Genomic DNA, 26564 nt, shown 5'->3' on the forward strand with positions numbered 1-26564 from the left:
GGCAAGGGTACGCGATCGGATAAGGGAGTTCGGCCGAGGCTAGCCGCTGGCGCCGGGAAAGGGAACCCGGCGCTGTCCAGAACAAGGCCCCGCTCACAGCCCTTTGCTGAGCCAGCGTACCTTCGAAAAACGCACCTCACACCTACTCCTCGAGGACAAAACACGCAGCCCCCGGACATAACGCGCAGTCATCGTCGCCCTGCGACGCCTTGTAACATTCAGTTTCATGTAACTCGCGGACAGTAGCTCGCTCAATCCAACCACAATGAGACCTGTCCCGTGCTGCAACGTGTGCTCTGCTCCCTGTCCTTGCTCACCCTCGCCATTGCCAACGCCAACGCCACCGACGCGCTCGACACTCCGCGCCTGGCTGGCATGGACAACTTCCGCGATATCGCCGGCACCACCGAGGCCTACACCACCCGCCATGACGGCGTGATGCGCGCAGGGGTCTTCTACCGCTCCAACGCCTTGACGCCGACCGCCTCGGACCTGGCCGTGCTCAACGGCCTGGATATCAGCGATGTCTACGACCTGCGTACCGCCAGCGAAATCGCCAGCACACCGGACACCCTGCCCGAAGGTGCCAGCTACACCAACATCGATATCCTCGGCACCACCACCTCAGGTGCCAATCTCACCAACATTTCATTGACCACCGCTGCCGAAGCGCGGGCGATGATGGAGGATGCCAATCGCAGCTTCGTCAGCGATGCGAACGTGCGCAGCCAGTTCACCACACTGTTCAACGACCTGGCCGCCGCCGACGGCGCAGCCCTGTTCCACTGCACCGCAGGCAAGGACCGCACCGGCTGGACCGCCGCGGTACTGCTGAGCATCGCCGGCGTCGACGATGCGACGATCATGGAGAACTACCTGGCGACCAACGACTACACCTCAGCCCGGGTGGCCGCCACTCTCGCCGCCATGCCGGCGAGCATGGCAGAGGTCTACGCACCGCTGCTGGGCGTCGAGGCCAGTTACCTGCAGGCCGGCCTGGACGAGGTCACAGCCGAATACGGCAGCATGGACAACTACCTCAAGCAGGGCCTGGGGCTGACCCAGGAAACCCTCTACGTGCTGCGCGGCAAGATGGTGCGCTACGCCATGCTGCCGGGCCAGACGGGTCTGCAGGGCAACGCCGCCGCCGGTGCACGGCTGCTCAACCAGTTGCAGGACAGCTCGCTGTCGGGCGCCTACACCGCCTACAACTACTACCTGCAATCGGCGATCGATGCCGGCACCCTGGGTGGGGTCGAATCACGGGTCGGCGGCCAGGTGCATGCCGATGCCGCCAGCTACCTGCTGCGCCAGGACGCGATGATCGACCGCGCCGCCGCGCCCTTCACCAGTGGTGTCGACCTCAAGGCCGGTCAATCACGCCTGTGGAGCACGGCCCTGGCCAGTTACCTGGGCACCGACGGCTCGGTACAGGCCCAGAGCAGCAACGAGCACAGCCAGGGCCTGATGGTGGGCCTCACCCAGCGCTTCAACGAACAGCTCAGCGGCTACGCAGGCTTCGGCTACAGCCGTGGCAACGTTGGCGGTGCTGGCGGCGAAGTCGACACCGACCTGACCTTCCTCAGCCTGGGCGCACGCTTCGCCCCCAGTAGCCTGGACCGGGGCGTGTTCGTCGAAGCCAAGGCCAGCGGCGGCTGGCTCGACTACAGCAGCAAGCGCGACATCGGCAGCGGGCTGGGCACGGCCAAGGGCGACACTCACGGCAACCTGGTCGGCGGCAGCCTGGCCCTAGGCTATCGCCTGCCCACCGATGACGTGATATTGGAACCGACCTTGGGCATCCGCATCAGCCATGTCGACCTGTCAGACTTCGATGAGAAAGGCAGCGAGTTGGCCTTGCAGGTCGACGACCTGAACGCCACCCGCCGCGCCGCGCTGGCCAACCTCAAGGTCTCGTTCGCTCCCTACCCGCTGGGGGCCTGGCAGCTCGTCCCAGGCATCGAAGTCGGCTATGAACGGGTTCTCGGTAATCGCCAGATCGACAGCGAAGCTCAGCTGTTGGGCCTGGATATCGAGCAGCGCGCCGCATTCGACGACCGCGACCAGTTCAGCGGCGGGGTCAACCTGATGGCCAGCCTCGGCGCCCTGAGCATCGCTGCCGAGGTCGCGGCCCTCGGCAGCAGCGACAGCCACGGCGTGAGCGGCAGCCTCAAGGCCAGCTACGCGTTCTGATGCCGTTGCTCGGGGTGGCCTGGCTCAGGCCACCCCGCCGCACATCCGCCGGGCTGAGGCCATAGGCTTGCTGGAAATACTGGGCGAATCGCCCGGCGTTGCTGAACCCCAAGCCCAGGGCGACCTGCGCCACCGTGCCGCTGTCGTCGCGACGCAACAGCTCATGCGCCCGTTCCAGGCGCACCTGGCGCTGGTAGGCGACGATCGACATGCCGGTGAAACGCTTGAAGCCATCCTGCAGGGCACGCAGGCTGACATTGGCCAGGCTCGCCAATTCGCTACCGCTGACCTGGCTGGCGGGATGCTCGCGAAGGTACGCTGCGGCCAACTTGACGTGACGCGGAGCGATCGAGGGCTGTGTGCTGCCCAGGGCTTCGCTGTGATTGTGCGGCCAGTTCTCCAACAGCGCATCCACCAACATCTCCTGGAGCCTGGCGGGCAGCAGCAGGCCGGAATTGAGCAAGGTATCGAACTCGCTGCCGGTGGCCAGTTCCAACAGTGCCCGAATGCCCTGGAAGGCGGACGCCTTGAGGTCGACCACGGGGGCGAACCGAATTGGCTTGACCAGCGCTCGCCCCAACAGTGCCGTCAGACGCTCGACGAACACGCCCCGTCGAATCGACATGCCGCACTGGGCATGGCCATCGGCAATGTGCACCGAGCGAATATCCAGTTTGTCGAGCGCAAGGCCAACCTGATTGCCGCCCACTGCCTCGCCACGATGGTCGAACACGATACGCCCGGCGGTGGGCAGCACGAAGGTGATCTCGTCCTGGGGCGTGGGCAAGGCGATGGTGAAGTCACCCCGGTAGTGCATGCGTCGCACGCTCATCCCCGCGAAACGACCATAGACGCCGCCGATGGAAATGCCCTCGCCCAGCGGCGGTATGTCGGCATACAGGTTGCCGAACAGCTGCGTGAACAACGCGCCGAAATCATCGCTGCGCATGTCGTTGGAGCGGAGAATTATCTGCTTGCGGTTCGTACCGGTATGCACGGCATCGGTCCTTGTGCCAGGAGTGGGGACCGGCACGCTAGCACCCCGTCATGACAGACAAGTGACTAGGGGCACTAACCGTCTCGTTGGACACGGCTGTGCATGGCCTGGCGCAGTGCTTCGCGCATGTCCAGACGAGCGGACTGACCGAACGCTGGCATGGCGCTGCGCTGCAGCAGCGTCTTGATCTGGGTCGGATGCAGATCAGGGTTGACCGCCAGCATGGCGGCCACCACCGCAGTCACCAGCGCCGCCGCATAGGAGGTGCCACAGCCGCTGCCCCGGCCAAGCTGCGGCGCGGTGGTGACCGGTGGCCGTGGGCAGGCGGCAGCGGTGATGTCGATGCGTGGACCGACATTGGATTTTCCCCGAGGCATCACGAAACGCGCATCATCAACGGCCACATCACGGCCGCTGCGTTGATGCGCGCCGACCACCAGCAGCTGCGGGTAACGCAACGCCGAGGGCAGGTGATCCTCGGTGGTCGTGGCACTGTTGCCGGCAGAATTGACCACCAGCACATCCGCATGGTCACGTTCGAGCCAGGCGAAAAAACGCCGCAGTAGCTGTGCATAGCCCGTGAACGCCAGCTCAGAACGGACATTGGCCGTTACCGGCTCGCCATCGCGGTCGCGCTTGCCCAGACGATGCACGCCCCAGCTCCAGTTGAGCACCCGCGCATGATCCTGGACCAGGTTGACCGAAGCCGCCACGCGTCCCAGCACCCCGTTCTCGCTGCCCCTGTCGACGATGACCCGAAAGCCCTCCCCCAGCGCGCCGATGCGACTGAGCAAGCCCCGGTTGCCTCCCGGCATGATGCGAGCGGCGAGCACGCCGGTGACGATCGAACCATGGGCGTTCGCTGCCGTGCTATGACGCGCATTCAGGCATACGCCGGCATGCCCGCTGGGCGTCGCCAGTTCGGCGAAATCCGGCGAATCGAAGTTCACGCCTTTTTCGATCACGCCAACTGTCACGTGGTGTGATGCACTGACCTCCCGTGCATGACGCCGGTACAGCGCCACCGCTGGCTCGAAGCGATTGGCCACCCAGCCCTCGCGGTCGGGCGCGGGCACGGGTCGGTCTGGCCTCGGCCCGCCGTCGAGGTTGTCGTCCTCCACCAACACCGCCGCCACCGCAGGGTCACGGCCAAGCGCGCGTACCTGCGCGTCACGTTCGAGCAGCGTGGTGCTCGGCAAGCGCACCTGGTAGATATTGAGCGGGGCGATGGCTCCCACGATCTCCAGGCCATGGACCTGGGCGATTCGCCGTGCTTCGGTCAGGCCATCGACATCCTCGCGCAGCAGCAGCCCGACCAGATCAAGCACGGTCACCAGGCGGTCGGCGATCAGCACCTGATGCTCGCGGCGGGCCGCCTGCACATGGCTCTGACCCATACTGAGCCAGGTTGGATTACTCTCCCGCGGCTCATCGCGCAACCACAAAGGGCCACTGGCGAGCTGGCGTCTCGGTAGCTCGAAGCGAAGTGTCTGCCCTTCACGCGAAACCTTGGCAGCCGGCACCGGCGTGCCATCGAGCAGCACCTCCGGCATCGCCTCGCCCATCCCTGCGACCTGTACGCACCACACTCTGGGTGGCCCCGGCGCCCAAGGGCCGCAGGGCGACAATCGCTCGATGTGGAGTGCCGGCGCGGCATCGACAGCATTGCTCATGACGAGAACCATCCCTGCCAGCAGTTGCAGTGTTTCCTTGTGCATAGCCTTCCCATCCCTCTGGCTGACCGATACCGTAAGGCCCGCTGGCTGAGGTGCCTACTGGCAAAAATGACAGGTCGAGGGTGCACTGCGAGGGAGGTGCAGACATGAAAATGCCGCTCGAAAGCGGCATTTTCATGACGGCGGTGAGGTCAGTCAGCGAGCTTGTACGCGATCACGTAGTCACCCTGCTTGGTCCCCAGCGAGCCATGACCACCGGCCATGACCAGCACGTACTGCTTGCCGTCCTTGCCCTGGTAGGTCATTGGCGTGGTCTGCGCGCCGGCCGGCAGGCGGCCTTCCCACAGGACCTTGCCATCGCGCACGTCATAGGCGCGCAGATACTGGTCCAGGGTGCCCGACAGGAACGCCAGGCCGCTGGCGGTCATGAAGCTGCCGCCCAGGCTCGGTACGCCCATCGGCAGGGCCAGCGGCAGCGGCGAGTTATCGCGCACGGTGCCGTTCTTGTGCTGCCAGATGACTTTGTGGGTGGTCAGATCGACCGCCGCCACATAACCCCATGCCGGCGCCTGGCAAGGCAGGCCGATCGGCGACAGGAACGGCGACATGATCACGCCGTAAGGCGCGCCCTTGTTAGGCTGCACGCCTTCGGTCTCGGACTTGCGAGCCGGACCGCCGGCAACGTCCTCGCTCGGTACCAATTGCGATACGAAAGCCATGTAGTCCGGGTTGGCGAACAATACCTGGCGCACCGGATCGACCGAGATACCGCCCCAGTCGAACACGCCGAAGTTGCCTGGGAACACCAGCGAACCCTGCAGCGAAGGCGGCGTGAACATGCCCTCGTAGCGCAGCGACTTGAACTGGATGCGGCAGAGCATCTGGTCGAACGGGCTCACCCCCCACATATCGCTTTCTTTGAGCGTGGTCGGCGAGAAGTTCAGGTCAGAGAAGGCCTGGGTCGGTGAAGTATGGTCGCCCTCCACGGCGCCCTGAGGCACCGGACGTTCCTCGATCGGCACGATGGCTTCGCCGGTGCGGCGGTCCAGCACATAGATGCTGCCCTGCTTGGTCGAAGCCAGCAACGCAGGCTTGATGCCGTCTGCGGTCTTCAGGTCCATCAGCGTCGGCTGACCGCCGACGTCCATGTCCCACAGGTCGTGGTGAGTGAACTGGTGGGTCCAGCGCACCTTGCCGGTAGCCAGGTCAAGCGCAGTCACGCCGGCGCTGTACTTTTCCGATTCGGGGGTACGGTTGCCGCCCCACTGGTCAGGCATCTGGTTGCCCATGGGCAGATAGACCATGCCCAGTTGCTCGTCGACCGAGGCCACCGACCACATGTTCGGCGAGTTGCGGGTGTAGAACTCATCGGCAGCGATCGGCTCGGTGGCATCCGGCTTGCCCGGATCCCAATTCCACACCAGGTGACCATCGTGCACGTCATAGGCACGCACCACGCCCGACGGCTCGTCGGTAGAGACGTTGTCGGTGACGTGACCACCGATGATGACCAGGTCCTTGGTCACGGCAGGTGGCGAGGTGGAATAGTAACCACCGGCGGCGAAGGTGCCGATATTGGTGGTGAGGTCGATCTGGCCCTTGTTGCCGAAGCCTTCGCAGACCTTGCCGGTGTCGGCGTTGAGCGCGATCAGGCGGGTGTCGGCGGTCGGCAGGAACAACCGGCGCGGGCAGGCGTTGGCGTCAGCGGCAGTGCTCGGGCTCTGCTCGGCAGAGGTCTCGGCATAAGCGGCCTGGTCGTGATAAGCGACGCCGCGGCAGGTCATGTGCGCCCAACCCTTGAAGTTGTCGGCGTTCTGCGTCGACAGTTTCGGGTCAAAGCGCCAGATCTCCTTGCCAGTGTCCGGGTCCAGGGCAATCACCTGGCTGTGCGGCGTGCACACGTACAGCATGCCGTTGACCTTCAACGGAGTGTTCTCCGCTGTGGTCTCGCCGGGATCGTTCTCGGTCGGGATATCGCCAGTGCGGAAAGTCCAGGCCGGTACCAGCTTGTGCACGTTTTCCGGGGTGATTTCCTTGAGCGGCGAGTACTTGTCGCCGAACGGGGTGCGCCCGTAGTGCTGCCAGTCACCATCGGGCTGGGCCGGGGCATTGCTGGTCACATCGGTGCTGGTGCGCTCCAATGTACCGTTGATCTCGCGGTGCTCGACGAACTGGCTGGCCAGTGCGGCAAGGCCCGCCACTACGACAGCGACGCCCAACGCGCCGGTGCCCTTGCCTGCCGCTTCACTGTTTTGCAGCGGGCGACGGAACCAGGGCAGCAGCATCACGATGCCGAGCACGAACCACAATGCCAGACGCGGCACCAGACGCCACCAGTCCAGGCCGACTTCGACCAGCGACCAGACCGTGCTGGCGAACAGTACCAAGGCGTACAGCCACAGTGCGGCAGGCTTGCCGAGCAGCAGCAGGATACCGGTCAGGGCGATGCCCACGCCGGCGATGAGGTAATACAGCGAGCCGCCGACGGTCGCAAGCTTGATACCGCCCGCCACCAGGGCCAGGCCCATGAGTAGCAGGACGACACCGAGCAAGCTCGGTAGCAGTCGGCTACGGTTCGAAGCACCCTGAGTGCTCATAGAAAAAACTCCATTTAGAGTGGATCAAAAAATCCGGACCAGGCCGGCGTGCATCACGTCAGAACGACGCTTGGATCTTCAGGCCACCGACCCAGGCATCGTCCACTTGGGTCACGCCACCGGGGTGACGGATGTACTGGACGTTCGGTCGAACGGTCAGCCACTGGGTGACATGAACCCCGTAGTTCAGCTCGGCGTTGTACTCCGTGTCCTGTACCGGCATGTAGGACGGGTCGTCATAATCGTAGACGCCATTGAACAGATTCGAAGCTTTGGCATTCTTGCGATAGGAAGGGTTCACATGGATGAGCGACACGGCGAAGCCGATATCGTCCAGTGGCCGTGCGTCGAGCAGACCTTTGTAGACAGCACCCGCCGAAACGTAGTGATCGACCAGGTTGGTCTTCTTGTCGTGCACGGTGGCCATGGTGAACAGGCTCAGACCGCGCGAAGTATCGGCACCGACCTGAGTCACCTGCTGCTTCACACCGAACCAGAAACCATGCTTGCTCGAAGCGCTGCGGTAGTCGTTGCCGCTGATGGCCGCGGGCTGACCGTTGCTGTCCTTGAGCACGTCCTTGGCATCGGCGGTGCTGTAGTAGTAACCGGCGCGGTACTCACCGGGCAGGCCATTGACATGCGGCTGCCAGACCAGCTCGACCGGCAATACCGCACCCTCGGTGCCACTGCCGCTGAGCTTGAAGCCATTGCCCGATTCGGTATTGGACGGGTTCTGTTCGTAGGCGCCGATCTGCGCATAAAGCTCAGGGGTGAGCGCATATTTGACCCGCGCCGCCCACTGGCTGACCGGCCAGTTGTACCAGATTCCCCCCCAGTTACCGACCTGCGAGCCACAGAACGCCAGGTTCTGGAAATCGCAGTCGTAGGTGTTGAAATCTTCGCCTTCGCCGAACCGGCCGACCTTGATGTCCAGGCGCTGGTCGAGGAATTTCTGCTGGTAGAACATCTGGGTCAGGCGCCAATGGGAGCCGCGCCCCCATACTTCCTGGGACGAGCTCAAGGTGCCGACCCGAGGGTCACCCACGCGGTCGTTGGAGATGTTGTCGCCGTTGCGGTCGGTGACCGTCAGCTGGAAGGCAGCATCGTGCCAGCCCAGCAACTTCTGCAGATCGAACTTGGCGCCGAAGGCGAATTGATCGCTGTAGCGGGTGGCACGGCTATTGTCGTAGCCGCCGCCGAGATTGGCGCCGACTTCACCCACGTAGCTGGCATTGAATTCGACGCCACGCTGCGCGAGGTCGTCGCGGGTGCCGCCCCAGTTGCCGAACATATAAGGCGATTGACTATCGAAGGCGTCCATTGCCGAGGCTGGGCTGACCACTGCCAAGCCGCTGAGCAGCGCGAAGGTGAACGTGCAGGCCTGCAAGCCGGATGGGCCGAGGTAGCGCTGTCTTGAGTCTTGCATGCAAATATTAACGCTCGTTTTCTATAGGGATATGGGTAAGGGAGGGAAATCTGCTATTAGGATGAACAGCAGATGTTACTAAGTATTTCTAGCTCATTCGCAAGTGTAATACATTGTCCAATGCAATTTCTTGAGGACTGTGCACGGAATTATTGTGAATTTCGCACGACCGGGAGAATGGCACCGAGGCCCATGAGCATCGACACGATGGCGTTTTACGCTGGTATCTGCGCCAACCAGTAGTCCACGTCGACCTCGTCGATCTGCTCGGGCCGCAGGAATCGCTCGCCATACTGGCGGTACACACCGCTGCTGAGGAACAACCGCAGTAACTGACCGTCGATGTGGTTGTCACGGGCCATGGACACCAGGATCTTCACCGACTCGGACAATGTCTTCGGCGGCTTGTAGGGCCGATCAGCAGCGGTGAGTGCTTCGAAGATGTCGGCGATGGCCATGACCCGCTCGGGAATGCTCAGCGCCTCCCGCCCCAGCCGCCTTGGGTAGCCGGTGCCGTCCATTTTCTCATGGTGATGGCCGGCGATCGCCGGCACTCGTTTGAGCTGGCGAGGGAACGGCAGCGCTTCGAGCATGATGATGGTCTGCACGATGTGTTCGTTGATCTTGAACCGCTCTTCTTCGGTCAGCGTGCCCCGGCGAATCGACAGGTTGTGCAGCTCGCCATAGTTGCTGGCATCGGCAGGCAGGCGCATGTCGAAGCCCCAGAGGTTACGCGGATCGTACTTGTCTACCGCCGGCTTGCGTTCACCCCATGGCACACGATGCTCGGGGCGGTCGGCCAGCAGCGTCTCGTCGGCTGGCAAGGGCGTGGCCGGCACGCCAGCGAAACGCTCCTGTTCATCACGGGAAAGACCGAGGCGGTTATCGAAGTGCCGCTGCCAGCGACGCTGGCCGATACGCTGCAAGCGCCCGATGTCGCCTTCCTGCATGAACTCGCCGCCGATGTTGGCCTTGGCAACGAAGGCGAACTCCTCCTGCAGTTCGGCCTGGGTGAGCTGCAGCGCCCGCTGCAGCGCCTGGCGATCCGCGCCGCTGGCCAGACCTTGCCAATAGGCAAGCTCGGCATCACGCCAGAGCACCTCGAAACGCGTGCGCACTTCATGGATGCGGTTGTACAGGGTTTCCAGCTTGGTGGCTTTGTCGACCACGTACTCGGGGCTGGTGACCTTGCCGCAATCGTGTAGCCAGGCGGCCACGCGAAACTCGTAGCGCTCCTCTTCGTTCATGGTGAAATCGGCGTACGGACCACTGTCGGCACTTATCGCCCGGTCGAGCAGCATCTGCGCCAATTGCGGCACCCGCTCGCAGTGGCCACCGGTATAGGGGCTCTTGGCATCGATGGCATCTGCCAGCAGCTTGATCATGGCATCGAGCAAGCGTTGCTGAGCCTCGACCAACTGGCGGGTCTCGATGGCAACGGCCGCCGCGCCGGACAACTCGTGAACGAAGCGTCGGAACGGCTCGGTGACCTCTTCGTTGGCGGTCGTCTGTTCCAGTTGCAGCACGAGGACACCCAGCAGCACCTGATCGCGGTCGTTGAGCGAGACCGCCAGGCCTGAGCCGGACAATTGCAGAGCCTGTGTGACGGCAGCGGCGAGACCTTCGGGGTGCCCGGTATCCACGACGAGTTCGTCAGGGTAGCCTTCCACGCCGCAGGCGGCGGCCAGGCGTAGCCGAGCATCGTCGACATCGAACAGGTACACCGCCCCGGCCTTGACCCCGGCCGCCTGCACCAGATGCGTGAGGACGCCATCGAGCATCCGCTCCAACTGACTCTCACGGCTGAGCGTGAGGGTGATCTGCTGCATGCTGCGTATCGTCCCCGACATCCGGCTGAGCACCTGACTCAACTCGCGCACCTCGGTCACCCGCGAAGCGACACCCACTTCACGGCTGAAATCGTACCCTGCAAGGCCCCGCACCTGGTTTGCCAACGTACGCAGCGGCAAGCCGATGCGCTTGCCGAGCAATCCGCCGAGCACCAGCAGCACGGCCATCAGCACCGCGGTCCACAGCAACTGCTCGAACAGTACCTTGCGCGCCCCTGCCAACAATTCTCGAGCCGGCACGGCAAGCAAGACTTCCAGGTTGTGCCCGGCCAGGCTCATCAACGGCACCCGCATGCCGTACCAGAGCACGCCCTCCACCTCATACAACTGCGGCTGTCCGCTTTCGGGCATCTGCTCCCGGATGTGCGCAAGACTCGCAATCCCCAGCTCGCCGATGCTCGACAGACGCACGGCCTCGCCTTCGCGGACGATCATCCGCTCGAGATCCGGATAGGCCACCACCTGACCGCGCTCATCGAGCACGACGATCTCGGTCCCCGCCGTCATGCGCAAGTCACGGCTCTCAAGGGCCAAATCGTTGACCGAGACATCCATGCCGATCACCGAGCGTCCATCGACGCTGCGCTGCGCCAGGGTCAGGCCGACTTCGCGGGTGGTGTAGAACACGTAAGGACGGGTCAACACGGTGCTGGAACGATTGGAGGCCGAGACGAACCAAGGCCGTGGCCGCGGATCGTAGTGGTAATCCGGCTTGGCCTGGACTTGCAACAAATTCACGTCCTGATCGTAGAAACGCCACTCCCCTTGCAACTCGCCGTTCGTGCCTCGGCTGATGCTTTGCACCAGGTACACGCTGCCCACCGGTGCCGCGAAGCGCTGCAGCAGTTGGGGGTCGCGCAGGCGGCGAACAAGAAAGAACTCGCCGTTGGTGAAGCCGACATAGGTGGAGCTGACCATCTTGTTCACCTGAAGGCTCTCGACCAACTGCGGCAAACGCGCCAGGCGCTGCTCCAGATCGCCAGGAGTCGGCGTGAAGGCCAGCATGCGCAAGCTGCTCTGCGCAGGCTCGATCAACCGACGGGCGCGCTCGTCGATGGTCTTGGCGACCTGATGGGCCGCATCCCCGGCAGCTGCCACCAGCGCCTGGCGCATGCCCTGGTAGCCCTGCCAGGCAAGGCCGGCGCCGAGCAACAGAATGCCGAGCATGATCGCCAGCGCAACGACAAGTTGCAGAGATACCCCTCGCCCAGGGTGGTTCATGGCTGTCGGCTCCGCTCCGCGAATGCACAATAGTGGCACAGCGCCCCCGCTGCGCCCCTACACGGTAGCGCAGGGATCAGATTCGTGCGCGCAAGTCGCGCACGGCCATGAACAAATCTTCATGTTCCCGCTGAGCCCCAGCCAGCGGGTGATCGCGCCATCCGCAGCCGGCGTCGGCCGATGACCTGCCTTGAGGGTGGCGAGCGGCTTGCGTAGCATCGCCGGCCCTGGGCCGCTGCGCGGTCCGATCGCTGGGCAACGCCCGTGCCCAACCGATAATCACCGAGTTCCCATGCCGCAACCCATTCCTCTGAAGGACCACGAAAAAGAGAAGCACCTGGTCAACCGCCGGCTGCTGGCCTGCTGCGCCCTGGTTTTCAGCCTGATCGCGGTGCTGATAGGCCGCCTTTACGTGCTGCAGGTGGTGCAGCACGATCAGCAGAGTGCGGTATCGGAAAACAATCGCGTGCACGTGCTACCCATCGCCCCCGAGCGCGGTCTGATCTACGACCGCAACGGCGTGGTGCTGGCCGACAACAAACCCAGTTTCGACCTGACCATGACCCGCGAGCGCGCCGGCAACTCGGCCCAGGTCCTCGATACCTTGGTCGAGGTTCTGGGCCTGGGCGAGGACGAGCGCAAGCAATTCGACAAGGACCTTCGCCGTGGCCGTAAGCCCTTCGAGCCGGTGACCCTGATGGTCGGCCTGAGCGAAGAACAGATCGCCCTGGTGGCGGTGAACCAATTCCGCTTGCCGGGCCTGGACGTGGAGCCGCAATTCATTCGCGAATATCCGCTGGCCGAGCATTTCGCCCACTCGGTCGGTTATGTCGGGCGCATCAACGAAAAGGAAGCGCAAACCCTCGACAGCACCGAGTACCGCGGCACCCAGTCCATCGGCAAGACCGGCATCGAGCGCTTCTACGAAAGCCAGTTGCACGGCCACGTCGGTTACGAAGAGGTCGAGACCAACGCTCAGGGACGGGTGATGCGTGTGCTCAACCATCAGGATCCGATACCCGGCAAGGACATCGTGCTGAGCCTGGACGCCCACTTGCAGGTGGCCGCCGAGAAGGCCCTGGGCGATCGCCGTGGCGCGGTGGTGGTGTTGGACCCGGCCAATGGCGACGTGCTGGCGATGGTCAGCAATCCCAGCTTCGACCCCAACCTGTTCGTCAAGGGCATCAGCTTCAAGCAGTACGCCGCCCTGCGCGACTCGATCGACCGACCGCTGTTCAACCGCGTGCTGCGCGGGCTCTATGCGCCAGGCTCGACCGTGAAGCCGGAGGTGGCCATCGCCGGCCTCGACAGCGGAGTGATCACGCCAGGCAGCCGGGTATTCGACCCGGGTTACTACGAACTGCCCAACTACGATCACAAGTACCGCAACTGGAACCGCAGCGGCGATGGTTGGGTGGACATGTACACCGCCATCATGCGCTCCAACGACACCTACTTCTACGACCTCGCGCACAAGCTGGGCATCGAGCGCCTGCACGACTACCTGTCCGAGTTCGGCCTCGGCCAGAGAATCTCGGTGGACATGTTCGAGGAAGCATCCGGGTTGATGCCATCGGCCGAGTGGAAACGAGCCACCCGCCGCCAGGCCTGGTACCCAGGCGAGACCCTGATCCTCGGCATCGGTCAGGGCTACATGCAGGTCACGCCGTTGCAACTGGCCCAGGCCACCAGCCTGCTGGCGAGCAAGGGGGTGTGGCACCGACCGCATCTGGCGATGACCGTCGGTGGCCAGGCAGTGACCGATCCCCATCCGATGCCGGACATCGTGCTGCATGACAAGCACGCCTGGGACGAGGTCAACGAAGGCATGCAGATGGTCATGCACGCGCCTCGCGGCATCGCCCGCGCCGCCGCTGCCGGGGCCCAGTATCGGATTGCCGGCAAGAGTGGTACGGCGCAGGTGGTGGCGATCAAGCAGGGTGAACGCTACGACCGCAACAAGACCCGCGAACGGCACCGCGACAATGCCTTGTTCGTCGGTTTCGCCCCCGCCGATCACCCCAGCGTGGTGGTGGCGGTGATGATCGAGAATGGCGAAGCCGGTGGCCGGGTAGCCGGGCCGGTGGTGCGCGAAGTGATGGATGCCTACCTGCTCGATGAACAGGGCCACCTGAAGCCCGAATATGCCGGGGTAGCAGCGGCCAGGCCGGGACCACACTCGTAAGCGTGATCGCCGGGGCGCTGCTTGACCACGACGCCGGTACGGCCCGCTCAGCCCTTCAAGAGGCGGTGCGTGGCATCAGATCGTAGGGGTGTTTCCAACCTGGAACGGCCTGGATACGCTGTTTCCAGGCTTCGATATGGGTGAACTCAGCCAAGGCGATGCCCGTGTCTTCCGGCATGAACACATAGCCCGCCAGCGACAGGTCGGCGATGGTCAGGCGGTCGCCGACCATGAACGGTCGGGTCGCCAGGTGCGCATCGACGATACGGTAGGCCGCCGTGGCGCGCTCACGCAGAAATCCTGTGACTTCGGTTTCCCCGGTTTTCTTCAGGCACAGCAGGAACCGCAGCGCCGCGTAGTAGCTGGTGAACTTGTGGTTGTCGAACAGCATCCAGCGCCAGATCTCGCGCTTCTCCTCGGCGTCGCGCGGTCCGAACTGGCCGGTGCGCTCGGCCAGGTATTCGAGGATCAGCGCCGACTGGGTGAGGGTCTGCCCGGCATGCTCCAGCACCGGGACTTCGCCCTGCTCGTTGACCTGCTCACGCCAGTTCGGGTCTCGGGTCTGGCCATGGAAGAAGTCGACGAACACCGCCTGCCAAGGCTGGCCAGTGAGTTCGAGCATGAGGGCGACCTTGTAGGCGTTACCGGATTCAGCGAAGCAATGCAGCGTGTATTCGGACATGGGGACCCTCAGTTTCCATTGAATGATCGTGGTGGGTGGGACGCATCCCGCTCCCAATCGCCGGCGAACCGGCGATTGAGCAGAGCATGTCCGACACGCTGCGGTCAATGGCTCAAGCGTGTACCCAGCGTCGATGCAGCCCGCGCGCCAGGGCATCGAGCATGAAACCCAGCACGCCGATCAGCAGCACCATGGCCATCAGCTCCGAATAGGCCAGGCGGTCACGGGTATCGAGGATGAAGTAACCGAGCCCTGCGCTGACGCCGAGCATTTCGCACGGCACCAGCACGATCCACAGGATACCGATGGCCAGGCGCACGCCCGTCAGCACATGGCCGATGACCCCGGGAACGATCACCTTGCACAGGGTTTCCCAACGCGTGGCGCTGAGGCTACGGCTTAGTTGCAGCCAACGCGGATCGAGCTGACGCACGCCCGCGGCGGTGTTGAGGAGAATCGGCCACAGCGCGGCGAAGGCCAGCAGGAAGTAGATCGGCTGGTCGCCCACCCCCATCAGCATCACCACCACCGGCATCCATGACAGCGGCGAGATCATCCGCAGAAACTGGAACGCTGGTGTCGTCGCCGCCTCCAGGTGCCGGTAGCTGCCCACCAGCAAGCCCAACGGCACCCCGATCAACAGCGCCAGCAGCAGGCCGATCAGGATGCGCTTGAGGCTCACCCAGATATGCCCGTAGACCTCCCCCTGCCCCAGCAACTCCACCAGGCTGGCCAAAGTCGCCTGGGGCGCGAAGCGTGCCGAGAGGCCATCGGCTTCACCGAACATATGCACCCCGGCCCACCACAACAGCAGCAACCCCAGCAGGCCGGCCAGACCCAGGCCGGCATGTAAGACATGCTTGCGCATCAGACCGCGAACTCCTCGCTGCGCTCGAAATTGTCAGCGATGCCGAACACCGACGGGCCGCCGACGGAGGCGATGGCATTGCGCACGAAGCGGTCGTCGACCAGGTCGCGGGCCGTGAGCGCAGGATCGAGGTCGGCCAGAAATGCCTTGTCTCCCTCGATCAAGGTGTTCTTTAGGCGCTTGACCAGCTCCTCGGTGTAGCTGGGGAACGGATACGGCTGGAAGTCGATGCGCTTCTCGTCCCACTGCTGATGCTGGATGGCCCCGCTGGCGATGTAGCTGGCACGGTCTTCGGCGGCTGGCGCCAGGACCTTGGTCAGCACGCCAGGCTCATGGGGGGTGTACCTGTTGGGGCCGGCCTTGGACAGCAATGCGGCGGCCTCGGCGCGGTGGTCCCGGGTCCACTGCTGGGCCTTGACGATGGCGTTGACCACCTTCTGCGACCACTCCGGGCGGTTGTTCAGGTCGTGCTCGTGCATGAACACCACGCAGCAGGCATGGTTGCGCCAGACGTCGCCGGTAAAGCGCTGCACGCGGCCGACCTTGAGGTTCTCAGCCAAGGCGTTGAACGGTTCGGCGACGATGTAGCCGGCGATGCGCTTGCTGGCCAGGGCCGGTGGCATGTCCGACGGAGGCAACACCAAGAGGTTGACCTCGTTGGCCGCCAATTGCGCGTTGGCCGGTCTGGACACCGGAGTCAGGCCATTGTCGTTGAGCATCTGCTGCAGCACCACGTTGTGGATCGAATACCAGAACGGGATGGCCACGGTCTTGCCACCCAACTGCTTGAGTTCATGGATGTCCGGCGCCACGGTCAGGCCCGAGCCACCGACGTGGTTCCAGGCCACCACCTTGGCCGGCACCTTGCTGCCGTAGCGGGCCCAGACGGTCATCGGCGACAGCAGATGGATCACGTTGACCTGGCCGGAGATGAACGCTTCGATCACCTGTGCCCAACTGCGCAGCAATACCGGGCGCTCGGCCTTGATGCCTTCGGCTTCGAACAGGCCATTGTTGTGCGCCACCAGCAAGGGCGTGGCGTCGGTGATCGGCAGATAGCCGATGCGCACCGGCGCATCCGGCTCGGCGGCGGCGCGCGCCTGTAAGCTCGAGAGCAATGGCAAGGCACCGGCGGCGGTAAGCATGGCGCTGAGTTTGAGGAAGTCGCGGCGCGAAGAAGTGGAACAGCAGTCATCCATGCACATGCACAGGCTCCAAAGGCAACGGGGAAGGTGAAGGGTCGGCTGTGCGGCTTGCCCGCCGCAACGTCTTGAGGATGTCGATACGCAAAGCGCCCAGTTCTTCGACTCGCTGCGCGCGGGGTTGAGGCAGGTCTATCGACCACTGGCCCAGCACATGCGCCGGCTGGTTGCCCAGCAGCAGGACGCGGTCGGACAGCAGCAGCGCCTCGTCGATGTCATGGGTGATCAGTACCGCCGCCGTGTTGTGGGTCGCGATCAACTGCAGCAACAATTGCTGCATGTCAGCACGGGTGACCTCGTCCAGCGCACCGAACGGTTCGTCGAGCAGCAACACTTCCGGTTGCCGTGCCAGGCAACGGGCCAGCGCGGTGCGCTGGGCCATGCCGCCGGACAACTGCGCCGGGTACTGGGTGCGCGCATGAGCCAGGCCCACCGCCTCGATCGCGTGGTCGATGCGGGCACGTCGCTCGGCGGCAGCAAGCTTGGGCTGACGGGCGAAGTCGAGGCCAAAGGCGACGTTCTTTTCCAGGCTCAGCCAGGGCAACAGGCTAGGGTCCTGAAAGGCGACCGCCAGGCGCGGATGCGGCCCCTGCAACGGCTCGCCGTGCAGGGTCACGCGGCCATCACGCGGAGGTTGCAGGCCGGCCAGCACGCGCAGCAGGCTGGACTTGCCGACGCCACTGGGGCCGAGGATGGTGACCACCTCGCCCGCCACCAGTTGCAGGTCGAATCGTGCCAGCACCTGCTGCCAGCCCCCCTCGCGGGGGTAGCCCAGGCTGATGCCACTGGCTTCTAGCAACGGCTTGCTCATGCAACGACCGCCTGGCGTTGCAGCTCGGCGCGCAGCTGTACCAAACTCGGGGTGACGATCGGCACGAAGGCCGACTCGCGCCAACGGCGGGCGAAGCCTTCGCCGAACTGGTTGAGATAGGCCTTGCCACCGCTGGCCTGCAGTTCCAGTTGCACGGCGTCTGCGGCGCTCTCGGCAAGGGTGATGCGCAGCTTGAACAGTGCCGCCGGCTGGGACTGGAAGCGGCCGTCGCGCAGGCCCTGCTTGAGCTCGCGGACGGTGTTTTCGAGGCGCTCCTGCAGCACCTGACCGGCCTCTTGGAGAAATGAAACCCGGCCATTGAGATGTTGGCGCACCTCTTCCAGTGCACGCCTGGCCAAACCGATGGCCATACCGCACTGCAGGGCCAGGAATGCCGGGCGTACCTTGGGCAGGAACTCACGGGCGTTCTCGTGCAGCAGCCAGTCACGGGCCAATTCCACCTGGTGGAAAGCCAATGCGGCTGTGTTGCTCGATTGCAGGCCCATCAGTTGCAGGTCATCGGAGCGCTCCAGCCCGCGGGCATCGGACGGCACGGCTAACACGAAGGGCGCGCCACCGTCATCATCCTCGATGGCCGCAGCCACCACGAATCCGCTCTTGCGCAGGTTGGTCACCCAGTGCAGCCGCCCATCCAGGGCCCAGCCCTCGGCCAGAGGCCTGCCGCGCACCTGCAACGCTTCGATGCCGGACAGGAACTTCATGGCATTGGACAAGCCGGTGGCGCCGGCCAGTTCACCCGTCAGCAAGGACGGCAACAGACGCTCACGCAGGCCCTGGTTGGGGCTTTGCAGGAGGTACTCGATGAAAGCCCGCTGGCCCCAGCAGACGAATGCCGCGGCCATCGAACGGCTGGCGATAGCGGCGATGGCCTCGACCGCGTCGCTCGTTTCGCCGCCACTGCCGCCCAAGGCCGGATCGACGCCCATACGCAGCAATTGCGATTCGGCGATCTGCGCCAGAACCAGGTGCGGATCGCACTGGCCCTGGTCGATTGCCTCGGCATTGGCATCCAGCCATTGTCGAAATGCACAATCAAGCATGTCCCTACTCCTTTGAAAACGCCGGTTTGGCCTGCACCTGGGCCGTTTATGCTTCAGGCTGCCAGCGGTACTTGCTCAGCTCGTCGTTGAGCGGCGTCTGGGCGAACACATTAGCAAAGTTGCACAGGGTTGCGAGGCTGACACCGAGAATCACTTCCAGCGCGTTGCCCTCGGTGAAACCGGCATCACGGAACGCCTGGTAGGTAGCATCGCTGACATTGCCACGGGTGGCGATGACTTCGCGGGCGAACTCGGCCAGGGTCTCGTAGCGGGCATCCGGCAGTTCGCCGCGGGCACGCAGGGCGTCGACCACTGCTTGCGGCAGCTTGGCCTTGTTCAAGGCCACGGCGGTGTGCCCAGCCACGCAGAAGTCGCAACCGTGGTTGGTGGCGGCGATCAGTTGCACCACTTCGCGCTCGGCCAGGGTCAGCTCGGACTTGCCGTTGAGCGCCGAGACGGTCACGTAGGTTTCCAGGGCCGCCGGGGCATTGGCCAGTACGCCGAGCAGATTGGGGATGAAGCCGGAATTCTTCTGCGCGTTCTCGAGAAACGGACGCGCTGCTTCCGGGGCGCTCTGCAGGGTGTGTAGAGTAATGCGCGAGGACATGGAGTGGTCTCCTTGGTTTGTGTGCATACAGTCTGTTGGTTATAAGAATTACCCTCCATATTCATCAGTCGCCTTTCCTTGCTCCTGAGTCTTTGCATTAGATGATTTCGTCCAGCCACCTCGTCGATTGGTTATTAGAAGGCCTCGAGCTCGACGCCAGCCTGTTTCATGTCGGCCGCTACTGCGGCGGTTGGCATGCCAGCACCCAGGGCATGGGCCGGGCGAGCTTTCACCTGGTGGTGCAAGGGCATTGCTGGCTGCATCTGGACGACCAGGCCGAACCCGTGCGCCTGGAAGCCGGAGATGCGGTGTTCCTGCTGCGCGACCTGGGCTATCGGTTGTCGAGCGATGAAGACCCGGTCGCCGCTTGCGCCCAACCGCGCCAGGTGATGCAAGCGCTTGAGCCGACCGCAAGCGACGGCGTGGGCCTGGTGTGTGGGTTTTTCCACTTTCGTCCGGGATTATCGACACTGATCGTCGAAGGGCTGGCGGACTCGATCCTGCTGCGTGCCAACGAGCCGGAGGGACATGCAGCGCGGTCTCTGTTCGGGCTGATCCTGGAAGAATGCCAGCGCGCCCCAGCGCCCTCGCAAACGCTGCTCGAGCGGCTGACGCACCTGCTGTTTCTGTATGCGCTACGCCAGCAGGTCGATGCTGGGCAATCCCTTGGTGGCCTGGTCGCCCTCGCGCGCCAGCCGGCGTTCGCCGGTTTGCTGGAGCAGTTGATCGAGCAGCCCGGACAGGCCTGGACCTTGGAAAGCATGGCGGCCTGTACCGGGCTGTCGCGCTCGGCATTCTTCAAGCGCTTCAATGAACTGGCCGGTCAGTCGCCAGGACAGGTGCTGCTGGCGCTGCGCATGCGCCAGGCAGCTCAATTGCTGCGGGCGGGCAATACCGTGGAGCAGGTCGGCGCGCAGGTGGGGTATCAGTCGGTGGCGGCGTTCACCCGGGCGTTTGCCAAGGCCATGGGAGTGCAGCCGGGGGCGTATCGGCGTCAGCACGAAGGGCGGGACTGAGCGCTCATTCACACCTGCTTGAGCGGAATCTCCGCGCCACTTTTGTCTTCGCGCCGCGCCCCAAACATCACCGTATGGGCGGCGCACGTTCCCTAGGTCGCCCATCCAACGGTCATTGCGCGATAAGTCTGTCTAGACATGTCATTACTGGCCGCGACTGATATCAATATGTCATCATTCAAGAAAAATCATGAAGGTGAGGCACCCCTGAATCCGCAGCGCATCGAGAGCCTGGCTTCACTCCGGTGAAACCGGCGACCCGTCCATGCTCTTGGCGCCTGCATGTCACTGCCAAGGAGCATTCGATGCAATTAAGGAATATGACGATCGGCGCACGTGCAGCCAGCGTGTTTATCTTGCTGGGCCTATTGGTGCTGGTCATGGGACTGACCGCACTCCATGAAACCAACGAGATGGACCAGGCCACCGACGAAATCCGCGTCACCTGGATGCCCGCCGTCGTGGCGCTGGGCGAGATCAGTAGCAATCTCGGGCGGGCCCGCGCCATCACCCTGCGCGCAGCATTGGATAAAGACAGTCGCGAACGCACGCGCAACCTGGAGATGCTCAAGGGCATCAACCTGCAACTGGCGGCCAGCCTCGAGGACTACGACCGCACCATCATCGCGGACGACGACCGGGCACTGTTCAACACCTTCTCCGCCGCCCACCTACGCTATTTCGAACTGCAGACACAGGTGCTGGATCACATCGCCGGCAACCGCATTTCCGAAGCCGAGCAACTGATCAGCGGCCCACTCAGCCAGTCCGCCGACAACATGACCAAAGCCCTCAGCGCGTTGATCGACTACAACACCAAAGGAGCAGAGAGCGCCTCCCAGCGCAGCAGCGATGTCGCCGATCAGGCATTCAACGTAATCATTGGCGCCCTGCTGGTCATCGTCCTCGCTCTGGTCGCCATTGCCACCCTGCTGACCCGCAGCATCGTCATGCCACTGGCCGATGCCGTAGCCGTGGCCGAACGCGTCGCCACCGGCGACCTTACCGAGCAGATCCAAGTCAAAGGTCGTGACGAGCCGGCCCTGCTGTTGATGGCCCTGGCGCGCATGCAGACGAACCTGCGCGAAACCATTCGCACGATCGCCGCTTCCTCCAATCAGCTCGCCTCGGCCTCCGAAGAACTGCATACGGTCACCGAGGACACCAGCCGCGGCCTGCACCAGCAGAGCGCGGAGATCGACCAGGCGGCCACCGCGGTCAACCAGATGACGGCTGCAGTGGAGGAAGTGGCGAACAACGCGGTAAGCACCGCCGATGCTTCCCAAGGAGCTGACCACAGCACTCGCGACGGTCGCGATCAGGTCAACCAGGCGCTGGCCTCGATCCAGCAGTTGGTCGAAGACGTGACCGGCACCTCCGCCGAGATCGAGCAACTGGCCAGCAGCGCCAACGAGATCAGTCAGGTACTGGATGTCATCGGCTCCATCGCCGGGCAGACCAACCTGCTGGCACTCAATGCTGCCATCGAAGCGGCCCGTGCCGGTGAGGCCGGCCGAGGCTTCGCGGTGGTCGCCGATGAGGTCCGGGCCCTCGCCCACCGCACCCAGCAATCGACGGCAGAGATCGAGCAGATGATCGCGAGCATTCAGAACGGAACCGAACGAGCGGTGACAGCGATGCACAGCAGCCAAGGCCGTGCGAGCGGCACGTTGGAGATAGCCCAGGGTGCCGGCCAGGCACTGGAAGTGATTGCCGAAGCGATCGCCTCGATCAACCAGCGCAACCTGGTGATCGCCAGTGCTTCGGAGGAGCAGGCGCAGGTGGCGCGGGAAGTGGACCGCAACCTGGTGAACATCCGCGACCTGGCGATGCAGACCTCGGCGGGCGCCAATCAGACCAGTGCGGCGGCGCAGGACCTGTCGCGCCTGGCGGTGGATCTGAACGGCATGGTGGCGCAGTTCAAGGTCTGACCGGATAAGAGCTGGGGCCGCTTTGCGGCCCCACTACAGCCACACCGATCAATCAGTCGGCAACCCCAACGACCCGCCCCGCCTTCTCCGCCGCCTTGCCCCGCGTTGCCAGGCAGTAATACAGCGGCACCGTCACGATCAAACCGAACAGCCACGACAAGTCGGCCCCTTCGACGATATTCGAGTACGGCCCCACATACAGCGATGTATTGGCGAACGGCAACTGCACCAGGATGCCGCAGGCGTAGGCAATGATCGCGTGGTGGTTGAAGCGCCCATAGATGCCACCATCGGCACGGAAGATCGAGGCGATGTCGTACTGGCCTTTCTTGATCAGGTAGAAGTCGATCAGGTTGATCGAAGCCCACGGCACCAGCACCAGCAGCAGTGCGAGGATCAAGCCGATGAACTGGCCGATGAAGTCCGCCGAAGCGTTCAGCGCCACCAGACCGCAACCCAGCAGGATGATCGAAGCGAGGATCACCCGCACCTTGATGCTCGGCGTCCACTGCGCCACGAAAGTCTGAATGGCGGTGACGATCGACAGCACCGCGCCGTACAGGTTAAGCGCGTTGTGGCTGATGATGTTGAGCAGGAACAGCACCATCAAAATTGGGCCGAGCCAGCCGGTGGCCTGTTTCACCGCGTCCATCGCGTCGGTGCCTTGCGGCACGCACAGTACGGCCACCGCGCCGAAACTGAAGCACAGGATGGTGCCCAGGGTAGCGCCGAAATAGGTGGCCCAGAACGGCTTGGCAATACCTACTTCACGCGGCAGGTAGCGCGAATAGTCAGAGGTGTACGGCGAGAAGCTGATCTGCCAGATGGTGCCCAGCGAAACGGTGGCGATGAAGCCGGACAGATTGAAGGCGCCTCGGCTGAAGAAGTCGGCCGGCAGTTCCTGCACGAACATCATGATGAAGCCGGCCAGCAATGCCGAACCCATGACCCAGGTACCGATACGGTTGAGGATATGGATGAAACGGTAGCCGATCACGCCAATGGCCGTGGCACTCAGGGCGCCGATGACGATGGCGCCGGGCATCGGCACACTCGGGGCGATGCCGTGGATGGTCTTGCCCGCCAGGACGATGTTGGAAATGAAGAAGCCGACGTAGATCAGCGCGGTGAAGAACACGATGAGCAAGGCGCCATAGCGACCGAATTGGCCTCGGCTCTGCACCATCTGCGGGATGCCCAACTGAGGTCCCTGGGCGGAGGCCAGGGCAATCACCACCCCCCCGATCAGATGACCCAGCACGATAGCGATCAGCCCCCACAGCAGGTTCAGGTGGAACACCTGGACCACCATGGCGCCGGTGACGATAGGCAGTGGCGCGATGTTGGTGCTGAACCAGAGAGTGAACAGGTCACGCGCCTTCCCATGGCGCTCGGCAGGTGGAACGTAATCGACCGTGTGATTCTCGACAAACTGGTGTTGCGACGACGGTTGGGACATGGTTTTCAGCTCGAAAGGTCGTTTTTATCTTTGTAAGGAAACCGCATCTAGGCGGCCTCTCAGCTGCGGACCATATTATGGTATTCCAAACTTTTGACAACACTGATCCGTAGGAAAAAACGTCCACTGATCTGTTTGCGCAAGCCTTGCGGCAAACCGCCTGACAGCTCAAGCCCTTGATATACGTGGCCTTGAGCCGTTCATCGTGGAAATCGCGCAGTGAAAATTCTGCTTGCAAAATAGGTATTACGGTATACCATCAGACACATCAACGATAAAAACCGCGGACCACCGCAGCCTTTTCGAGGTACACGAGATGATCGACGCAACCGTCTACAAGAACGTCCTGGGTTCCTTCCCCTCCGGCGTTACCGTCATCACCACCCTGGACGACGACGGCTCGGTCGTCGGCCTGACTGCCAGCGCTTTTTCCTCCCTGTCGATGGATCCGCCGCTGGTACTGTTCTGCCCCAACTACACCTCCGACTCCTACCCTGTGCTGATCAAGCAGAAGCGCTTCGCCATTCATCTGCTTTCAGGTGAACAGCAAGCCGAAGCCTATGCATTCGCGAAAAAAGGCAAGGACAAGGCCGCTGGCATCGAGTGGTCCCTGAGCGAGCTGGGTAACCCCATCCTGACCGGCGCCACCGCCATCATCGAATGCGAATTGTGGCGTGAATACGAAGGTGGCGACCACGCCATCATGGTCGGCAAGGTGCACAACCTGATCGTCCCTGAAGAAGCCCCACGGCCGATGGTCTACTGCCGCGGCAAGATGGCCAGCCTGCCGGCCTTTGCCTGAGGCCTGCCGATTCGAGATCACCGGGCGCCTACCCTGCCAGGCGCCAGACATTTTCAAGCGTTGAGGAATGCCCCATGAAATTTTCGTTGTTCGTGCACATGGAACGTTGGGATGAACAGGTCAGCCACCGCCAGCTGTTCGAAGACCTCACCGAGCTGACCCTGATGGCCGAGAACGGCGGTTTCAGCACCGTGTGGATCGGCGAACACCACGCCATGGAGTACACCATCTCGCCAAGCCCCATGCCGCTGCTGGCGTACCTTGCCGCACGTACCGAGAAAATCCGTCTGGGTGCCGGCACCATCATCGCGCCGTTCTGGAACCCACTGCGCGTCGCCGGCGAATGCGCCCTGCTCGATGTGATCAGCAAAGGTCGTATGGAAGTGGGCCTGGCCCGTGGTGCCTATCAGTTCGAGTTCGACCGCATGGCTGGCGGCATGCCGGCCACCGACGGTGGCAAGGCCCTGCGCGAAATGGTCCCGGTGGTGCGCAAACTGTGGGAAGGCGACTATGCCCACGATGGCGAAGTCTACAAGTTCCCCACCTCCACCAGCGTGCCGAAGCCGTTCAACGCCACTCCTCCGATGTGGATCGCCGCCCGTGACCCGGACTCGCACAACTTCGCCGTGGCCAACGGCTGCAACGTCATGGTCACCCCGCTGATGAAGGGTGACGAGGAAGTGCTGGACCTGAAGAACAAGTTCCAGGCCGCCCTGGATAACAACCCGGGCGTGCCACGCCCGCAACTGATGGTGCTGCGCCACACCCACGTGCACAGCCCGTCCGAGCCCGACGGCTGGAAAATCGGCGCCCAGGCCATTTCGCGCTTCTACCGCACCTTCGATGCCTGGTTCGGCAACAAGACCACTCCGATCAATGGCTTCCTCGAGCCGAGCCCGGAGTCCAAGTTCGCCGAAGTGCCGGCGTTCCAGCTGGAAAACATTCGCAAGAACACCATGATCGGTACGCCCGAAGAAATCATCGCGCGTATCAAGTACTACCAGGAACTGGGCGTCGACGAGTTCAGCTTCTGGTGCGACAACAGCCTGCCCCACGCCGAGAAGAAGAAATCGCTCGAGCTGTTCATCAAGGAAGTGGTGCCGGCGTTCGCCTGAATTCCCATTGCCTGAATCATTGCGGGACGCGCCCGCTCACGTGGGCCCCGGTGGCCCGTGCGAGCGGGCTTTTTTATGGGGTGTCTGTGCCGGCCTCTTCGCGGGTAAACCCGCGAAGAGGCCGGCACAGACACCCCATAAATCAAGGCATCAGCCCACCTTTCGTCCCTTCGCAAGAGATTTTTCAAGCGCCCTCTTGCACAACAAATATTATGGTATACCATCAGACAACAAGAGCTGATAACCCTCACCAGGAGCCACCCATGAGTTTCGAAATCCGCAAGATCGTCACCTACTCCGAAGAGACCCGCATCGAAGGCGGCAAGGCCACCGACAAGCCGGTGACCATGGTCGGCCTGGCCGTCGTGATCAAGAACCCATGGGCCGGTCGCGGTTTCGTTGAAGATCTGAAGCCGGAAATCCGTGCCAACTGCTCGGAGCTGGGCGCCCTGATGGTCGAGCGCCTGACGGCCGCCATCGGCGGTGCCGACAAGATCGAAGCCTATGGCAAGGCTGCCGTAGTCGGCGCCGACGGTGAGATCGAACACGCCTCGGCGGTGATCCACACCCTGCGTTTCGGCAACCACTACCGCGAAGCCGTGCAAGCCAAGAGCTACCTGAGCTTCACCAACAAGCGCGGTGGCCCAGGCACCTCGATCCAGATCCCGATGATGCAGAAGGACGACGAAGGCCTGCGTTCGCACTACATCACCCTCGAAATGCAGATCGAAGACGCCCCACGCGCCGACGAAATCGTCGTGGTCCTGGGCGCCTCCGATGGCGGCCGTCTGCACCCACGCATCGGCAACCGCTACATCGACCTGGAAGAACTGGCTGCCGAAAAAGCCAACGCTCAATAACAACA

The 26564-nt window shown here is 63.4% G+C and carries 19 protein-coding genes; 7 read left to right on the forward strand and 12 right to left on the reverse strand.

Going from position 1 to position 26564, the window contains the following annotated elements:
• Positions 1 to 279 precede the first annotated feature (279 nt).
• Entirely contained in the window at positions 280 to 2193 is a 1914-nt protein-coding gene (locus E2H86_RS09400) for a tyrosine-protein phosphatase (protein WP_133326991.1), read from the forward strand.
• Here the strand turns inward: E2H86_RS09400 and E2H86_RS09405 are convergent.
• The 5 genes from E2H86_RS09405 to E2H86_RS09425 all read right to left on the reverse strand — a co-directional run bounded on the left by E2H86_RS09405 (position 2171) and on the right by E2H86_RS09425 (position 11960).
• Entirely contained in the window at positions 2171 to 3190 is a 1020-nt protein-coding gene (locus E2H86_RS09405; protein WP_243744036.1) for an AraC family transcriptional regulator, read from the reverse strand. The genes E2H86_RS09400 and E2H86_RS09405 overlap by 23 nt on opposite strands.
• A 74-nt stretch (positions 3191 to 3264) precedes the next feature.
• Positions 3265 to 4908: a S8/S53 family peptidase gene (locus E2H86_RS09410; protein WP_133326993.1), complete on the reverse strand. Its 1644-nt coding sequence runs from the start codon at positions 4906 to 4908 to the stop codon at positions 3265 to 3267.
• A 149-nt stretch (positions 4909 to 5057) separates the two neighbouring features.
• A complete protein-coding gene (locus E2H86_RS09415; RefSeq protein WP_133326995.1) occupies positions 5058 to 7463 on the reverse strand; it encodes a glucose/quinate/shikimate family membrane-bound PQQ-dependent dehydrogenase in 2406 nt (801 codons plus the stop codon).
• 58 nt (positions 7464 to 7521) lie between these two features.
• Positions 7522 to 8889: a carbohydrate porin gene (locus E2H86_RS09420; protein WP_133326997.1), complete on the reverse strand. Its 1368-nt coding sequence runs from the start codon at positions 8887 to 8889 to the stop codon at positions 7522 to 7524.
• Between the two features lie 215 nt (positions 8890 to 9104).
• Positions 9105 to 11960: an HD domain-containing phosphohydrolase gene (locus tag E2H86_RS09425; RefSeq protein WP_133326999.1), complete on the reverse strand. Its 2856-nt coding sequence runs from the start codon at positions 11958 to 11960 to the stop codon at positions 9105 to 9107.
• Between the two features lie 292 nt (positions 11961 to 12252).
• Here E2H86_RS09425 and mrdA point away from each other — a divergent pair, with 292 nt between their 5' ends.
• Entirely contained in the window at positions 12253 to 14145 is a 1893-nt protein-coding gene (gene mrdA, locus E2H86_RS09430; RefSeq protein WP_133327001.1) for a penicillin-binding protein 2, read from the forward strand.
• Positions 14146 to 14200: 55 nt separating this feature from the next.
• On the opposite strand, the gene E2H86_RS09435 is transcribed toward mrdA, so the two are convergent.
• The 6 genes from E2H86_RS09435 to E2H86_RS09460 form a co-directional block, all read right to left on the reverse strand.
• Positions 14201 to 14827 (reverse strand): glutathione S-transferase family protein, encoded by a 627-nt coding sequence (locus E2H86_RS09435; RefSeq protein ID WP_133327003.1) that lies wholly within the window; start codon positions 14825 to 14827, stop codon positions 14201 to 14203.
• A 112-nt stretch (positions 14828 to 14939) separates the two neighbouring features.
• Positions 14940 to 15695 carry an ABC transporter permease gene (locus tag E2H86_RS09440; RefSeq protein ID WP_133327005.1) on the reverse strand — a complete coding sequence of 252 codons (756 nt, stop codon included), beginning with the start codon at positions 15693 to 15695 and terminating at the stop codon, positions 14940 to 14942.
• On the reverse strand, positions 15695 to 16900 hold the full coding sequence (locus E2H86_RS09445) for an ABC transporter substrate-binding protein (protein WP_133327007.1): 1206 nt from the start codon (positions 16898 to 16900) through the stop codon (positions 15695 to 15697). The genes E2H86_RS09440 and E2H86_RS09445 overlap by 1 nt, the downstream gene beginning before the upstream one ends.
• Positions 16887 to 17708 carry an ABC transporter ATP-binding protein gene (locus tag E2H86_RS09450; RefSeq protein WP_133327009.1) on the reverse strand — a complete coding sequence of 274 codons (822 nt, stop codon included), beginning with the start codon at positions 17706 to 17708 and terminating at the stop codon, positions 16887 to 16889. Before E2H86_RS09450 ends, E2H86_RS09445 begins: the two co-directional genes overlap by 14 nt.
• Positions 17705 to 18769 carry an acyl-CoA dehydrogenase family protein gene (locus E2H86_RS09455; protein WP_133327011.1) on the reverse strand — a complete coding sequence of 355 codons (1065 nt, stop codon included), beginning with the start codon at positions 18767 to 18769 and terminating at the stop codon, positions 17705 to 17707. Before E2H86_RS09455 ends, E2H86_RS09450 begins: the two co-directional genes overlap by 4 nt.
• A gap of 46 nt (positions 18770 to 18815) precedes the next feature.
• Entirely contained in the window at positions 18816 to 19376 is a 561-nt protein-coding gene (locus tag E2H86_RS09460; protein ID WP_133327013.1) for a carboxymuconolactone decarboxylase family protein, read from the reverse strand.
• Between the two features lie 101 nt (positions 19377 to 19477).
• Here E2H86_RS09460 and E2H86_RS09465 point away from each other — a divergent pair, with 101 nt between their 5' ends.
• Positions 19478 to 20392: an AraC family transcriptional regulator gene (locus E2H86_RS09465; protein WP_133327015.1), complete on the forward strand. Its 915-nt coding sequence runs from the start codon at positions 19478 to 19480 to the stop codon at positions 20390 to 20392.
• A gap of 305 nt (positions 20393 to 20697) precedes the next feature.
• Positions 20698 to 22323, forward strand: coding sequence for a methyl-accepting chemotaxis protein (locus E2H86_RS09470; RefSeq protein WP_133327017.1), 1626 nt, complete (start codon positions 20698 to 20700; stop codon positions 22321 to 22323).
• Positions 22324 to 22375: 52 nt separating this feature from the next.
• Here E2H86_RS09470 and E2H86_RS09475 read toward each other — a convergent pair whose 3' ends face one another.
• On the reverse strand, positions 22376 to 23782 hold the full coding sequence (locus E2H86_RS09475) for a purine-cytosine permease family protein (protein ID WP_133327019.1): 1407 nt from the start codon (positions 23780 to 23782) through the stop codon (positions 22376 to 22378).
• A gap of 316 nt (positions 23783 to 24098) precedes the next feature.
• Here E2H86_RS09475 and E2H86_RS09480 point away from each other — a divergent pair, with 316 nt between their 5' ends.
• The 3 genes from E2H86_RS09480 (at position 24099) to E2H86_RS09490 (ending at position 26559) form a co-directional block, all read left to right on the forward strand.
• A complete protein-coding gene (locus tag E2H86_RS09480; protein WP_133327021.1) occupies positions 24099 to 24584 on the forward strand; it encodes a flavin reductase family protein in 486 nt (161 codons plus the stop codon).
• 74 nt (positions 24585 to 24658) lie between these two features.
• Positions 24659 to 25699, forward strand: coding sequence for an LLM class flavin-dependent oxidoreductase (locus E2H86_RS09485; protein WP_133327023.1), 1041 nt, complete (start codon positions 24659 to 24661; stop codon positions 25697 to 25699).
• A 263-nt stretch (positions 25700 to 25962) separates the two neighbouring features.
• Complete coding sequence (locus tag E2H86_RS09490; protein WP_133327025.1) at positions 25963 to 26559, forward strand: amino acid synthesis family protein; 597 nt, start codon at positions 25963 to 25965, stop codon at positions 26557 to 26559.
• Positions 26560 to 26564: the final 5 nt, after the last annotated feature.

It is taken from the genome of Pseudomonas putida (genome assembly GCF_004357765.1).
Taxonomy (GTDB): Bacteria; Pseudomonadota; Gammaproteobacteria; order Pseudomonadales; family Pseudomonadaceae; genus Aquipseudomonas; species Aquipseudomonas putida_U.